Below are 14,468 nucleotides of genomic sequence, written 5' to 3' on the forward strand. Positions count from 1 at the left end.
GCATCGGCATGCAAGCGCCAGTGCCGGTTCCATGCAACGCACGGTTGCGGATGCGCGCGCCGACATGGCGCACGCGGCAAATCGGATCGGGGCCGCGCTCAGAACGCGGCTTCGGCACTCGCCGGCACGCGCTCGCCGCGCGCGACGAAACCGCCGGCGCGCGCGCCGGTCGGCTGGCCGTTCTCGTAGGTCAGCACACCGTTCACCCACACCGCGTCGATCCCGTGCGCGGGCTGCTGCGGCTGCTCGAACGTCGCGGCATCGATCACGCGCGCCGGATCGAACAGCACGAGATCCGCGTGGTAGCCGACATGCACTTCGCCGCGCCGCGCAATCCCGAAGCGGCGCGCGGACAGCGACGTCATCTTGCGGATCGCTTCCTCGAGCGGCAGCAGGTTCGTGTCGCGCACGTAATGGCCGAGCACGCGCGGAAACGCGCCCCAGAGCCGCGGGTGCGGCAGCGGATCGTTCGGCAGGCCGTCCGAGCCGACCATCGTCGCCGGATGCGACAGGATCCGCCGCACGTCGTCCTCGGACATGTTGTGGTACACGGCGCCGGCCGGACGGATGCGCTGCGCGGCCTCCTGCTCGGTCACGCCCCAGTCGGCCGCGATCGCCTTCAGCAGCTTGCCCGCGACTTCCGGATGCGGCTGCGACCATGTGATCGTGATGTCGATGTCGCCCGTCACCTGCTTCAGGTCGAGCGTCGACGAGCTGCGGCTGTACGGATAGCAGTCGCAGCCGACCGGCTGGTAGCGGCGCGCACCGTCGAGCGACGCAAGCACTTCGGTGCTGCGCCCCCAGTTCGACGGGCCCGCGCATTTCAGGTGCGAGATCACGACCGGCACCCGCGCGTGACGGCCGACGCGGTACGCTTCGTCCATCGCGTCGAGGATCGCGTCGAACTCGGTGCGCATGTGCGTCGTGTACAGCGCGCCCGCGTTCGCGAGCGGCTCGGCGAGCGCCATCACTTCCTCGGCCGGCGCCGCGAACGCGGAGCCATATGCGAGGCCCGACGACAGCCCGAGCGCGCCGTTCGCGAGCGCCTCCTCGAGCTGCGTGCGCATTCCGGCGATTTCGCCGTCGGTCGCCGCGCGGTCGAGGCGGTCCATCTGGTTGTTGCGCAGCGCCGTGTGCCCGACGAGCGCCGCGACGTTCACGGCCGGCCGCGCGTCGTTGACGGCCGCGACATACGCGGCGAAGGTCGGGTAGCGGAACGCGGCGCGATCGCCGAGCAGGTTCATCGGGTCGGGCGGATCGCCCGCGAGCGTCACCGGCGACGCGCTGATCCCGCAGTTGCCGACGATCACCGTCGTCACGCCCTGCGAGATCTTCGGCAGCATTTCGGGTGCGCGGATCACGTGCGTGTCGTCGTGCGTGTGCACGTCGACGAAGCCCGGCGCGAGCGCGCGGCCGTTCGCATCGACGACGGTCTCGGCAAGCCAGTTCGACAGGTTGCCGATCGCCGCGATCACGCCGTTGCGAATCGCGACGTCGCGCGTGACGGGCGGCGCGCCGGTGCCGTCGTACAGCTGCGCGCCGACGATCAGCGTATCGGCGGCTTCGGGATGCGAATGCATGGTCAGTCTCCTACCGGTTGACGGTCTCCGCCGCCGCGGTGCGCATCGAGCGCATGCTTGATGCGGCGCAGCGATTCTCGGCCCGCATCGCCGAGCCGCAATGCGACCCCGGTGACGAGCACGTCGATCGCCATCATCATCGCGTAGCGCGACGTCGACGGCTTGTAAATGAAATCGGTTTCGAACGCGACCACCGGAATCAGATGATCGGCCAGCTTCGCGAGCGGCGACGCCGGCGCGGTGATCGCGATCAGCTTCGCGCCGTAGCGCTTCGCGAGCCGGCAGCTTTCGAGCAGTTCGGGCACGCGCCCGCTCACCGACAGCGCGACGACCACGGCGTCGCGCGACAGCGTCGCCGCCACCATCCGCTGCAGCAGGCTGTCCTGGTAGCTCGCCACCGGCCGGCCGAAGCGCACGAGCCGGAAGCGCAGTTCATCGGCGAGCGCGGTCGAGCCGCCGCCCTGCCCGTACACGTAGATCATCTTCGCACCGGCGAGCAGGTCGGCCGCCGCATCGAACGACGTATTGCGTAGCAACTGGTGGTTGTGCGCGAGCGCCACGCGGATCTCGTCGTAGACGACCGATGCGGGGCTCGCGTCTTGTTCGGGATGCGCGTCGGCCGGCACCAGGAAGCGCTGGCCGACCGCCGCCGCCTGCGCGACGAGCACTTTCAGTTCGCGCACGTCGCGGCAGCCGACGGCCTTCGCGAAACGCGTGACGGTGGCGACGCTGACGCCCGCGTCGCGCGCGAGCGCGCCGATGCTCGCCCGCGCGGCGCGCGCGAGATCGGCGAGGATGAAGGCGGCGACCTTGCGTTCGGCCTCGCGCAGGTCCGGCGCGCATTCGGCGATCCGCGCGACGATGTCGAGGACCGGCTGGGCGACCGAAGCCGAAGGCTCGGCCGCGAACGGAGCGGACGGGGTAGCTGGCGAATTCATCTGCTGAAAGGGCGTGTGGCGGCTCATGTTACTAAATAACATTACCGCGTCGATGCTACTTTCTGTACCATTTCCATGTCAACTTCAGTGCAATGCATAGTGATGATGGAGCGGGATGACATGAAAGTTACAAACTATCAGGAACCGACAATCAATCCGTTGGGCAAGGGCCTCGGCAACCTGCCGAGCGCGAGCGTGCCGCTCGACGACGCGGGCCGCCTCGAGTGGAACCTGCTCGCGGAAGACGTCAGCCTGCCGGCCGCCGTGCTGTATGCGGATCGCATCGAACACAATCTGAACTGGATGCAGGCGTTCGTCCAGCAATACGGCGTGCAGTTCGCACCGCACGGCAAGACGACGATGGCGCCGCAACTGTTCCGCCGCCAGCTCGACGCCGGCGCATGGGGCATCACGCTCGCGACCGCGCACCAGACGCAGGCCGCGTATCACGGCGGCGTGCGGCGCGTGCTGCTCGCGAATCAGCTGGTCGGCCGGCAGAACATGGCGATCATCGCCCAGTTGCTGTCCGATCCCGAGTTCGAATTCTTCTGCCTCGTCGATTCGGCCGACGGCGTCGACCAGCTCGGCCGCTTCTTCGGCGAAGCGAAACGGACGCTGAACGTGCTGATCGAGCTCGGCGTGCCGGGCGGTCGCGCGGGCGTGCGCGACGCCGCGCAACGCGAGGCCGTGCTCGATGCGATCGCGCGCTATCCGGACACGCTGAAGCTGGCCGGCATCGAACTCTACGAAGGCGTGCTGAAGGAGGAAGGCGAGATCCGCGCGTTCCTGCAGGACGCGGTCGCGCTCACGCGAGCGCTGGCCGAAGCCGGCCGTTTCGCGCGCACGCCGGCGATCCTGTCGGGCGCGGGCTCGGCGTGGTACGACGTGGTCGCGGAGGAATTCGCGAAGGCGTCCGACGCCGGTTTCGCGGAAGTCGTGCTGCGCCCGGGCTGCTACCTGACGCACGACGTCGGCATCTACAAGAAGGCGCAGACCGACGTGTTCGCGCGCAACCCGACCGCCCGCAGGATGGGCGAAGGGCTGCTTCCGGCGCTGCAGCTGTGGGCGTACGTGCAATCGGTGCCGGAGCCGGATCGCGCGATCGTCGCGCTCGGCAAGCGCGACGCGGCGTTCGACGCGGGCCTGCCCGAGCCGGCGCGCCACTTCCGCCCGGGGCGCGACGACGCGCCGCGCGATGTCGCCGCGAGCGAAGGCTGGGCCGTGACCGGAATGATGGACCAGCATGCGTACCTGCAGATCCCGCCGGGTGCGGACGTGAAGGTCGGCGACATGGTCGCGTTCGACATCTCGCACCCGTGCCTGACGTTCGACAAGTGGCGCCAGCTGCTCGTCCTCGATCCGCAGTTCCGCGTGACGGAAGTCGTCGAAACCTTCTTCTGACAACCCGCGCACCGCCCCGCCGCCGCGCGGGGCGGCCGTCACGCGCGCTTCAAGCGGCCGGAGTACACTGCGCTTTCGTCCTCGGGGCCGCTTCGCCGCCGCAGCGCCGTCTGCCGCACGCGGCGCGAACAGGCCCCCAACGCTGTTCAATGGAGAAAGCCATGGCCGCGAAGAAGATCCTGTTCCTGACCGGCGATTTCGCCGAAGACTACGAAACGATGGTGCCGTTCCAGGCGCTGCAGGCCGTCGGCCATCACGTCGATGCAGTCTGCCCGGGCAAGCGCGCGGGCGACAAGGTCAAGACCGCGATCCACGATTTCGAGGGCGATCAGACCTACACCGAAAAGCCCGGCCACAACTTCACGCTGAACGCGACGTTCGACGACGTCGATGCGTCCGGTTACGACGCGCTCGCGATCGCGGGCGGCCGCGCGCCCGAATACCTGCGTCTCGATGCGAAGGTGATCGCGCTGGTGCGCGCGTTCGCCGAAGCCGGCAAGCCGATCGCCGCGATCTGCCATGCGGCGCAGCTGCTCGCGGCCGCCGACGTGATCCGCGGCAAGCGCATCTCGGCCTACCCGGCCTGCGCGCCGGAAGTGAAGCTCGCGGGCGGCGAGTACGCGGACATCCCGGTCGATGCGGCCGTGACCGACGCGCCGTTCGTCACCGCGCCCGCGTGGCCCGCGCATCCGGCATGGCTCGCGCAGTTCCTCGCGCTGCTGGGCACGCGTATCGAGCTGTAAACCGAAGCGGGATGAAATGAAGTGAAACGCCGGCCGGCGGCGGGTTCTCAGGACCCGGATGCCCTGCCGGCGCCTGGCGGCCGAGGGATGCACCCGTCGGGCCGCCTGCCGCGCTGCCCTTCAGTGCGGCGTCGGCGTCGAGCCGGCTTCCGCGATCCGCGACTCCAGCATCGCCAGCGCACCCGACAGCGCAGTCAGCACGTCGTCCGGCAGTTGCGCCATCGTCTGGTCGAGGAACGCCTTGCGGCGCGGCAGGCACGCGGCGAACGCGGCGCGGCCGTCTTCGGTCAGCGTGACGTTGGTCACGCGGTTGTCGCGCGCGTCGGACGCGCGCTCGATCCAGCCGAGCGCATCGAGCGACTTCAGCTGGCGCGTGAGCGCGCCCGGATCGATGCGCAGCACTTCCACGAGCTTCTTCTGCGACGCATGGCCGCCCATCGTGTGCAGCGCGACCATGATGCGCCAGCGCGGCATCGGCTGCCCCACGTGCGTTTCGAACGCGCTCATGAACGCGCGATACGTGCGTCCGAATTGCTGCAAGATCGCGACGCGGTCCTGTTCTTCCATGCGCTGATGCCTACCCGTTCAATCGGTGAATCGTTCAATCGGCCGCGACATGCGGTTCGATCTTGCGCCGCAGCGCGATCGGCGGCACGCGGCGACACTGCCATACCGACACCACGGCGACCACGGCCGCCATCGCGACGCCCAGGTGAATCGCGCCGACCAGCGATTCACGGGCCGCTTCCAGCAGCAGCGCGCCATTATGCCCGGCGCGCGTCAGCTCCGCGACGAGACCGCCTTGCGCCGCGCGGTCGATCAGGATCTGCGGATCGGCGAGCCGCGCATGCCACTGCAGCGCATGATCGCCCGACAGCGCATTGCGCACGCCGCTCGAATACATCTGGTTGACCAGCGTGCCGGTCAGCGCGGTGCCGATCATCCCGCCGACCATCCGCAGCGACTGCAGCAATGCCGTCGCGATGCCGAGGTGCTCGCGGCCGGCCGTCTGCTGCGCGAACACGGTGAGGTTCGGCAGCACGAAGCCTAGGCCGATGCCGCCGGCGACCATCAGCGCCATCAGCGCCCAGGTCGGCGTCGTGTGCGTCGACACGACGATGCCCGCGCACGCGATCGCGAACAGTATGAACCCGACGTGCAGCATCGCATTCGGATTGCGGATGCGCGTGACGACGCGGCCGTTCATGATGCTGCCGATCGTGATGAACACGACGAGCGGCGTGATCACGAGCCCGGCCTCCTTCGGCGACATCCCGAAGCCGCCCTGGAACAGCAGTGGCGCGTAGAACAGCAGCGAGAACATCGAGAAGCCGGCGAGGATCGCGAGCACGAACAGCGCCGACAGCGCGCGGTTGCCGAACATGTCGAACGGCAGGATCGGCTGCGCGCAGCGTTTTTCCCAATGCCACAAGCCGATGCCGGCACCGACCGCGACGACCAGCAGCAGCGACGCCCAGCTCGTCACGCCGTACTTCGGCAGCCACTCGACGAACAGTTGCAGCGCGCCGAGCGACAGCGCGATCAGCAGCGCGCCGGGCCAGTCGAGCCGCATCTTGCGGTCGTGCTCGACATGGCGCAGGTGCGGCAGGTAGCGCCACACGAAGAACAGCGACAGCAGGCCGACCGGCAGGTTGACGTAGAACACCGAGCGCCAGCCGAACGACTGGGTCAGGATCCCGCCGAGCGACGGTCCGACCGCGTTCGCGATGCCGAACGCGGAGCTCATCAACACCTGCCAGCGCAGCCGCACGACGGAATCGGGGAACAGGTCGGGAATGCACGCGAACGCGGTGCCGACCAGCATCCCGCCGCCGATGCCCTGCAGGCCGCGCGCGAGCACCAGGAACAGCATGTCGTTGGCCATCCCGCACAGCACCGACGCGCCGGTGAACACGACGATCGACGCGATCACGAACGGCTTGCGCCCGTAATAGTCGCCAAGCCGGCCGAAGATCGGCACGGTGATCACGGAACTGAGCAGATACGAAGTCGCGACCCACGCGTACAGGTCGAAGCCTCTCAACTCGGCGACGATGGTCGGCAACGCGGTGCCGACGACCGTCTGGTCGAGCGCGACGAGCATGGTCACAAACGAGATCCCGATCATCGCCAGCAGCGATTCGCGGAACGGCAGGACTTGCCCGCTCGAATGGTGGGCGGCAGTATGGACGGCCATTTTTTGTTGATGCAACTTTTGACGAGTCAAACAATCTCAAAATTCTAGCACGCCGGAGTAATCTAGGCTGGCGACGGCCGGGGCCGATACCCGCCGCAAAGGAGAAAGATGGAACCGATTTCAATCACGCCCGCGGCGACGCTGTCGGAGCAGGATCTGGACGCGCTGCGGCGCGCGAAGCAGGTACTGGAGAGCCCGTCGCTGACGATGAAGCTGACGGGCGTGCTGGGCGCGCCGGTCGAGAAGATGATCGCGCGGCTGCCCGACTTCGCGACCGGCAAGATCAACGACGCGACGCAGCTGGCGCTGCGCAAGTGCCTGAACATCGCGCTGCGCACGCTCGGCAAGCCGCAGACGCCCGACGCCGAGCCGGACAAGCCGAGCAATCTGCTGCACAAGCTCGCGGTCGCGACGACCGGCGCGGCGGGCGGCGCATTCGGTTTCCTCGCGCTGCCGGTGGAGCTGCCGGTGACGACCACGCTGATCTTCCGCTCGGTGTGCGACATCGCGCGCAGCGAGGGCGAGGATCTCGGCTCGGTGGATACGCAGTTGCAGTGCCTGGCCGTGCTCGGCATGGGCGGCAACGCGGACAAGCGCGAGGAGAACGCCGATCTCGGCTATTTCGTGCTGCGCGGCGCGCTCGCGCAGGCGATTTCGAAGGCATCGTCGGACATCACGACGAAAGGGATCGCCGCGCACAGCTCGGCGGCGGTGTTCAAGCTGGTGCAGACGGTGGCATCGCGCTTCTCGGTACAGGTCACCGAGCAGATGGCCGCGAAGTCGATCCCGGCGATCGGCGCGGTGCTCGGCGCGACCGTCAACACGCTGTTCATCGACCACTTCCAGCAGATGGCGCACGGCCACTTCACCGTGCGCCGGCTCGAGCGCAAGTACGGCCCGGTCGCCGTGAAGGCCGCTTATCAGGCGATCGACGGCTCGCCCACGCGCTGAACCGCCCGCTCGACCGCGACGCGGCGCAGGAATGCGGCCGCGCGGTCGAGCGCGTCGCGCGACTCCGGCACCATCGGCGCGTACAGTTGCCACACGTGCGGCATGTCCGGCCACACCTCGATCTCCACCGGCACGCCGGCCGCCTTCGCGTTGTCGGCGACGCGGCGTGAATCGTCGAGGAGCACCTCGGTGCTGCCTGCCTGGATGAAAAGCGGCGGCAGCCCGGTCAAGTCCGCATAGAGCGGCGACGCGTACGGATGCGTCGCCGATTCGTCTCCCAGATACAGCTTCGCCGCCTTCGGCAATGCCGCGGCCGCGAACATCGGATCGAGCCCGTCGTTGCTGCGCATCGTGCCGCCGGTGCCGGCCAGGTCGGTCCACGGCGAGAACAGGATCGCGCCGGCCGGCAGCGGTTCGCCGCGATCGCGCAGCGCGACGAGCGTCGCGAGGGCGAGGCCGCCGCCCGCCGAATCGCCGCCGAACACGATCGACTCGGGCGGCGTACCGAGCGCGAGCAGTTGCCGGTAGGCGGCCAGCGCGTCGTCGAGCGCGGCCGGGAAGCGGTTCTCGGGCGCGAGCCGGTAGTCGAGCGAGAACGAGCGCACGCCCGCGCGCTTCGTGAGGCCGAACACGAGCGGCCGATGGGTCTTCGTCGAACAGAAGTAGTAGCCGCCGCCGTGGAAGTACAGCAGCGTGCGGCCGGGCCCGCGAGCGGCGAGCGCGTCGGCGCGTTCGAGCCATTCGCCGCGCAGCGGCGCGTCGCCGGGCCCGTAGCATTCGCGTAGCCGGTAGCCCGACGGCGGGCGACGCGGCACGATCATTCTCAGGTCGGTAAAGCGCCGCGCGCGTGCAGGATCGAGCACCGGGCGCGTGGTCTCGGGACGAAACTGCCAGCGCAGCAGCCAGCACGCGAACTTGCTTTGCCAACTCATCGAATCCACTCCGTCATCACAGTGTGACGATGGTACGTGCGATCGTCGCCGCGCCGCTCGACGGGAGCCTCTATATCAAACGCCGGCGGGCGGTTCGCCGGCCCCGGCTAGCGTCGGCTTCAGCGTCAGCTCGCCGGCATCATCTGGCCGCGGATCTCGCCGGACGGATGCTCCTTCGTGTGCACGTTGAAGTACCACTTGCCGGCCATCAGGTCGGTGACCTGCGAGTCGGTGAGCTCCCTGGAACCCTTGATCGGGCTCTCGAGCGCGTCCTTCGGAATCGGTACCTGCACGCCGGCGTTCTGGCCGACCGGCGCGGGCCCGTGGAAATGCGCGGCGGTGGCCGGCCCCGTGAGGTGTTCGTAAGTCACCGTCCACCGCAACATGTGGGTGGCCGTGTCGTAGGTCGCATCGACGGCGCCGGCGCCCTTGGTCGCGGTGGGCGGCACTTCGCTCGACGGCTGCAGGTTGGCTGTCAGGCGCACCGTTTCGGCGGCGGCGCTGCCGGCGACCAGCACGCCCGCGAGCAAAGCCATCTGGAGCAAACGCAGCTTCGGCATGAATCCTCCTTGTACGACTGGGTACGCCCCCCGGACGGGGGCGCTCCATGATGGTAGTCGATCGCCGCCGATCCGGCACCGGGGCGTCGCGCGCCAGCCTGACGGAACCTGGAAGAGACCTTTGCAGCGCAAGCCCTGAATCCGCGTGCGGCCTTTCGCTACACTTCGTCTCACAGTTGCTTGTTTCCTTCGTCCGAAGGAGTCTGCGAGTATTCACGCGGCCACCCGGCCGCGTTTTTTTTGCGCGTGCCCGGGCGGCATGCCCGCGGCGTCGAGCGAAGCTGCGCTTCGCGGGCCATCAAGCATCACGAATCAATTGCGGCCGCCGCGATCGCGTTCGACGTCGCGCCAGCGCCCCGCCTCACGCGCGATAACCCGGATCGATCCGGTCGACGATGCGCTGCAACGCGTCGAATGCATCCTGCCCCGCGCCGTGCTTCGGATCGAAGTTCAGCGAATCGCGCACGCAGCCCTCGAGCACCGGCGGCGCGATCGGCAGTGCGTCGCCGATCGCGCGGGTCGCGACCTGCACTTCGCATGCACGATTGAGCAGCCACATCAACGAGAAGGTCTGCGCGAGCGTCGCGCCGATCGTCACGGGCCCGTGGTTGCGCAGCAGCAGCACGGGCCGCCCGCCGGCGCTCTCGACGATGCGCCTGCCTTCCTCGAGATGCACGGTAATGCCCTCGAAATCGTGATACGCGACCTTCCCGTACAACTGCGCCGAATAGAAATTCGAGAACGACAGGCCTTCGCGCGAGCAGCACACGGCCATCGTCGGCGTCGTATGCACGTGCATCACGCAGTGCGCGTCGGGCAGCGCCGCATGGATCGCGCTGTGGAACGTGAAGCCCGCCGGATTGATCGGCCAGTCGGAATGGCCGATCACGTTGCCGTCGATGTCGATCTTCACGAGGTTCGACGCGCATACCTCGCGGTAATGGAGCCCGAACGGATTGATCAGGAAATGGCCGTCCTCGCCCGGCACGCGCAGCGAGATATGGTTGTAGATCAGCTCGGTCCAGCCGAGATGGTCGAAGATCCGGTAGGCGGCCGCGAGCTGCACGCGCGCCTGCCATTCGGCTTCGGAGAAGCGGGCAGGACGCGTGAACGGCTGGTTCGGTACACGTTGCATGGGGCACTCCGGTTGCGGGCGGCGCGGCCGCGCGGGCGGCTCGCGCGTCGTCCCTCGTCTCCTGGCGGTGCACGCGGCGCGCGGTTGCGTCCGGCGCACGCGCGTGCGACGCGTCGTTCGGCACCGCTGCGGCCCGCCTTGCGCGAGCCGTGCCGCGGCACCCGTCACGATGCGAATATCGTTGCGCGCACAACCATATCATCTTTCCCCGCGCACCGGTATCGCGGGTTTGGCCCGAGTCGTTCCGGCCCTTACAACTGGTCGTCGACCGGCAGCAGCATGAAGAATCCGGTCATCAGGTTGCGCATCAGCCCGGCATGCGGATCGACGTGATAGGTCGCCGGCGCGCCGTCGTCGGTGCCGGTCCACTCGAGTTCGGCCGGGCCGCCGCCCGCCGGCGTCGCGAGGCTCACGCGATAGCTTTCGTCCGGCTGCGTCACGCGCGCGAAGATCGCCGCGGCCTGCTGCGCGATCGTCGGACTGTGGATTACGAGTGCGAGTTCGGTATTCAGGTGCGCGGAGCGCGGATCGAGATTCAGCGACCCGATCACCAGGACCTTGCGGTCGATCACGTACGCCTTCGCATGCAGGCTCGCGCGCGAGCGCGAACCGAACAGGCCCGCGCTCGGCGGGTTCGGCCGCGCCTTGAATTCGTACAGTTCGATGCCGCGCCGCAGCAGCGGCACGCGGTACGGCGCGTAGCCGGCTTGTACGGCGACCGCGTCGGTCGCGGCGAGCGAATTGGTCAGGATCGCGACGCGCACGCCGCGCGCGGCCGTGTCGCCGAGGATCTTCACGCCCGCGTCGTGCGGCACGAAGTACGGCGAGAACGCGAGGAATTCCTGCTGTGCGCCGCGCATCAGCTCGACGAGGCGCTGCATCGGCGGACTGACGTACGTATCGGTCGGCCGCACGATCTTGTCCGGCGCGTCGACCTTGAACTCGGCCGGCGCCCACACGAGCTCGAGCTCGTCACGCGCGATCTGCTGCGCGAGCGGCGTCGCGTTCAGCGGCTTCGCGTTGTACGGATCGGCGTTCTTGCGCCAGTGGTCGCGCAGTTCGTCGCGCATCGCGTCGAGATCCTTCGGATCGAACGTCTGATGATTCAGCACCCGCAGCGGATAGCTGCTCGCGCTCGCCCAGTAGTCGTCGAAGCTCCTCGAGATGTCGTTCGTCACGGGCCCGGCGGCGAGCACGTCGAGATCGCGGAACTGCAGTGTCGGGCTCGCGCTGAAATATTCGTCGCCGAGGTTGCGGCCGCCGACGATCGCGATCTGGTTGTCCGCGATCATCGCCTTGTTGTGCATCCGTCGCGTGAAGCTGTCGATCCGCGTCAGCGAGTTGGCCGTGCGCTCGACCATCCCGTAGTGCGACGCGCCGAACGGGTTGAACACGCGAATCTCGATCTTCGGGTGTGTGTTCAGCGCGGCCATCACGCGGTCGATGTCGCGGAAATTCAGGTCGTCGACCAGCATCCGCACCCGGACGCCGCGGTCGGCCGCATACAGCGCCGCGGCGAGCAGCAGCTTGCCGGTCGTGTCCTCGGTCGCGATGTAGTACTGCATGTCGAGCGTCTTCGTCGCCGCGCGCGCAAGCGCGATGCGCATCTGCAGCGCGGTCGCGCCGTCGGACAACAGCCGGAAGCCCGATTGCCCCGGATGCGCGGCTTGCGGCGCGGCCAGCGCGTTGCGCAGCGGCGTCGCGGTATCGGCCGGGAGTGCATGCGAGACGGAGCGATCGAGTGTGGTGGCGGGCGGATGCGTCGCGCAAGCGGCGACCGAAGACAGCAGCGCGCAGACGGCGAGCGCGCGGGCCGCGCGGCAGGCGACGCGCCACGACAGCGCGGCCGGCGCGCGCCGGATCAGGGACGTGAGCACGGAAACTTCCTCGACAGGCGGATCGTTGAATCCGCAATCGCCGCGACGTGCGGCTGACCGGTGGTTCCAACCGATTCTAGTGGGCGCCCGATGAACCGGTCAATCGCGCGGCTCGCGCATGCGCGCCGCTGGCGATCGCGGTGGCATGCGCGACGACCGGCCTCGTCGGCAACGAATCGGGGCTGTTTCGCTTCACGGTTCGCCGCAGCCTGCTGTTCGCGATGATCGTCGGCCCGATCACGCTCGGGCAGGCCTGCGTGCTGCCCGGGATGGTGCCACAAGCGAGCGGCGCGGCCGTTTCCCCGTTCGCCGAAAAACGAAACCCCCACGCCCGCAAGAGCGTGGGGGTCTTTCGTTATCCAGCGCGCCGGACGCGGCCGGCGCACCGGACGGCGATCAGTTGCCCTTCGCGATGCGATCCTGGATGTGCTGCGCACGGCTCGCCGACGACGGGTGCGAGCTCATCATCGAGCTCTTGCCGCCATCGAGTTGCGCAAGCTTCTGGAACGCGGTGACGAGGCCCTTCTGGTTCATGTTCTTCTGCTTCAGCAGATCGAACGAGTAGTCGTCGGCCGCGCTTTCCTGCGTCTGCGAGAACTGCGCGTTGATGAACTTCTCGGTGATGTCGCCGAGCTGCGAGCTCGTCAGCGCCGCGACGCCCGGCGACGCCGCGCCCGCCGCGGTGCGCGCCGCGCTGACCGCGTAGGCGGTCTGCATCGCCTTCTTCGAGTGACCCAGCGCGACGTGGCCCATTTCATGACCGATCACGCCGCGCAGTTCGTCGTCGTTCATCATGTCCATCAGGCCGCTGTACACGCGCACGCAGCCGTTGCCCATCGCCCACGCGTTGACGTCCTTGGTCATGTAGACCTTGTAGTTGATCTTCTGGCCGTTCAGCGTCATGTCGCCGAAGCCCTTCATCACCTTCGCCAGGCGCTTCGAATACGCGCTGTTCGGCGCGGCGATCTTCGATTCGGCGTCGCTCGCCTTGCAAGAGTCGTTCGACAGCGCCGCGATGTCGCTGTCCGACAGCGTCGCCGCCTTGACCAGGCTGGTCCCCGCCGACGTCAGGCTGTTCGCGTCGAGATTCTGCACCCCGCCGCATGCGCTCAACAGGAACGCCATGCCACACGCTGCCGCCGCTTTCTTGATATGCATCCCGGATCCCTCGGTAGTTGTATTTGAGAGCGGCGATTTTGCATAATCCGGCAGAAAATTACCAGATGTTTACATCGAATGACAACTTGATTACCGAACGATCCGGAATGAACGACGCGATCGATCAACGAATTGACGACAATCCGGCCCTCAATCGCCGCGGCCGGACGATCGGCTGAGCGCGGCATGCGAGCGGCGCGTGAGCCGCCGTGCGACCAGCATCGGCAGTCGCACCACGAAACCGGCGAAGAGCCGCAGGTGCATCCACACGAGCAGCGCGTTGTCGCGGCCGTAGTGGAAATGCGACACGCCGCCCTCGTGCGCGCCGAAGTAGCGCACCGGCGCGTCGATGCGGATCGGCCGCACCCCGGCCCAGCATAGCCGCACGGCGGCTTCCGGGTCGAAGTCGAAGCCGCGCATCCACGGCTGGCGATGCATGATCGCGGCGAGCGGCGCGACCGGATACACGCGAAAGCCGTACAGCGAATCGCCGATCCCGGCCCACAGCGTCTCGAGGTCGGCCCATCCGTTCGACAGCCGACGGCCCTGCACGCGCAGCTGCGGCGCGCTCGCGTCGAACTTCGGCAGGCCCAGCACCATCGCGTCCGGCGCCGCCTGCGACGCGGCCATGAACTCGGGAATCAGGTCGGCCGGGTGCTGGCCGTCGGAGTCCATCGTCAGCACGTGCGTGAAGCCGCTCGCGGCCGCCGCGTCGAGCCCGGCCAACACCGCGGCGCCCTTGCCGCGGTTCTCCGGCAGCACGATCACGCGGAGCCCGGGGTCGCGCTCGGCCATCGCCTGCAGCCGCTCGGCGCTGCCGTCGGTGCTGCCGTCGACGACGACCCACACCGGATTCCACTGCGCGCGGGCGTTGCGCACGGTCGTGTCGACCTTGACGCCTGGGTTGTAGCTCGGAATCAGTACGAGATGGGTCGACGAGGCGTGCAGCTTGGACATGGGAACGGCCGATTGCGAAGACAAGGATCCTGACAAAAG

General features: G+C 68.3%; 13 protein-coding genes and 1 pseudogene. 4 read left to right on the forward strand and 10 right to left on the reverse strand.

The annotated features are described in order from the left end of the window. Positions 1–98: 98 nt before the first annotated feature. Together WS51_RS24085 and WS51_RS24090 are read right to left on the reverse strand one after the other, a co-directional pair. The gene (locus tag WS51_RS24085) at positions 99–1,580 is read right to left on the reverse strand and encodes an N-acyl-D-amino-acid deacylase family protein (protein ID WP_059545345.1); all 1,482 of its coding nucleotides are present in this window, start codon (positions 1,578–1,580) and stop codon (positions 99–101) included. 2 nt (positions 1,581–1,582) lie between these two features. After that, the gene (locus WS51_RS24090) at positions 1,583–2,518 is read right to left on the reverse strand and encodes a MurR/RpiR family transcriptional regulator (protein ID WP_059447914.1); all 936 of its coding nucleotides are present in this window, start codon (positions 2,516–2,518) and stop codon (positions 1,583–1,585) included. Positions 2,519–2,638: 120 nt separating this feature from the next. Between WS51_RS24090 and WS51_RS24095 the strand changes: the two genes are divergently transcribed. Next, positions 2,639–3,919 carry an amino acid deaminase gene (locus WS51_RS24095; RefSeq protein ID WP_059447876.1) on the forward strand — a complete coding sequence of 427 codons (1,281 nt, stop codon included), beginning with the start codon at positions 2,639–2,641 and terminating at the stop codon, positions 3,917–3,919. 161 nt (positions 3,920–4,080) lie between these two features. Beyond that, complete coding sequence (locus WS51_RS24100; RefSeq protein WP_057926569.1) at positions 4,081–4,662, forward strand: DJ-1/PfpI family protein; 582 nt, start codon at positions 4,081–4,083, stop codon at positions 4,660–4,662. 120 nt (positions 4,663–4,782) lie between these two features. Here the strand turns inward: WS51_RS24100 and WS51_RS24105 are convergent, their stop codons facing one another. Next, entirely contained in the window at positions 4,783–5,229 is a 447-nt protein-coding gene (locus WS51_RS24105) for a MarR family winged helix-turn-helix transcriptional regulator (protein ID WP_059447877.1), read from the reverse strand. A gap of 34 nt (positions 5,230–5,263) precedes the next feature. After that, positions 5,264–6,859 (reverse strand): MDR family MFS transporter, encoded by a 1,596-nt coding sequence (locus WS51_RS24110; RefSeq protein ID WP_060120621.1) that lies wholly within the window; start codon positions 6,857–6,859, stop codon positions 5,264–5,266. Between the two features lie 108 nt (positions 6,860–6,967). Here WS51_RS24110 and WS51_RS24115 point away from each other — a divergent pair, with 108 nt between their 5' ends. Then, positions 6,968–7,810 carry an EcsC family protein gene (locus WS51_RS24115; protein ID WP_069229861.1) on the forward strand — a complete coding sequence of 281 codons (843 nt, stop codon included), beginning with the start codon at positions 6,968–6,970 and terminating at the stop codon, positions 7,808–7,810. On the opposite strand, the gene WS51_RS24120 is transcribed toward WS51_RS24115, so the two are convergent. The 4 genes from WS51_RS24120 to WS51_RS24135 all read right to left on the reverse strand — a co-directional run bounded on the left by WS51_RS24120 (position 7,780) and on the right by WS51_RS24135 (position 12,314). Continuing rightward, positions 7,780–8,742, reverse strand: coding sequence for an alpha/beta hydrolase (locus WS51_RS24120; protein ID WP_059799485.1), 963 nt, complete (start codon positions 8,740–8,742; stop codon positions 7,780–7,782). The two genes, WS51_RS24115 and WS51_RS24120, sit on opposite strands and share 31 nt — an antisense overlap. Before the next feature lie 125 nt (positions 8,743–8,867). Next, positions 8,868–9,302 carry a CHRD domain-containing protein gene (locus tag WS51_RS24125; RefSeq protein WP_059545341.1) on the reverse strand — a complete coding sequence of 145 codons (435 nt, stop codon included), beginning with the start codon at positions 9,300–9,302 and terminating at the stop codon, positions 8,868–8,870. Between the two features lie 361 nt (positions 9,303–9,663). Then, a complete protein-coding gene (locus WS51_RS24130) occupies positions 9,664–10,437 on the reverse strand; it encodes a class II aldolase/adducin family protein (protein WP_059790079.1) in 774 nt (257 codons plus the stop codon). A gap of 251 nt (positions 10,438–10,688) precedes the next feature. Beyond that, entirely contained in the window at positions 10,689–12,314 is a 1,626-nt protein-coding gene (locus WS51_RS24135) for a phospholipase D family protein (RefSeq protein WP_059868422.1), read from the reverse strand. A gap of 125 nt (positions 12,315–12,439) precedes the next feature. Here WS51_RS24135 and WS51_RS32925 point away from each other — a divergent pair. Next, positions 12,440–12,592 (forward strand): annotated as a pseudogene (locus WS51_RS32925) (L-lactate permease); the annotation flags it as partial. 118 nt (positions 12,593–12,710) lie between these two features. Here WS51_RS32925 and loiP read toward each other — a convergent pair. Both loiP and WS51_RS24145 read right to left on the reverse strand, forming a co-directional pair. Continuing rightward, on the reverse strand, positions 12,711–13,472 hold the full coding sequence (gene loiP, locus WS51_RS24140) for a metalloprotease LoiP (protein ID WP_069229862.1): 762 nt from the start codon (positions 13,470–13,472) through the stop codon (positions 12,711–12,713). Between the two features lie 150 nt (positions 13,473–13,622). Then, positions 13,623–14,429 carry a glycosyltransferase family 2 protein gene (locus WS51_RS24145; protein ID WP_059506851.1) on the reverse strand — a complete coding sequence of 269 codons (807 nt, stop codon included), beginning with the start codon at positions 14,427–14,429 and terminating at the stop codon, positions 13,623–13,625. Positions 14,430–14,468 lie beyond the last annotated feature (39 nt).

The sequence above is a fragment of the Burkholderia territorii genome (assembly GCF_001718335.1).
In the GTDB taxonomy this organism is placed as follows: Bacteria; Pseudomonadota; Gammaproteobacteria; order Burkholderiales; family Burkholderiaceae; genus Burkholderia; species Burkholderia territorii.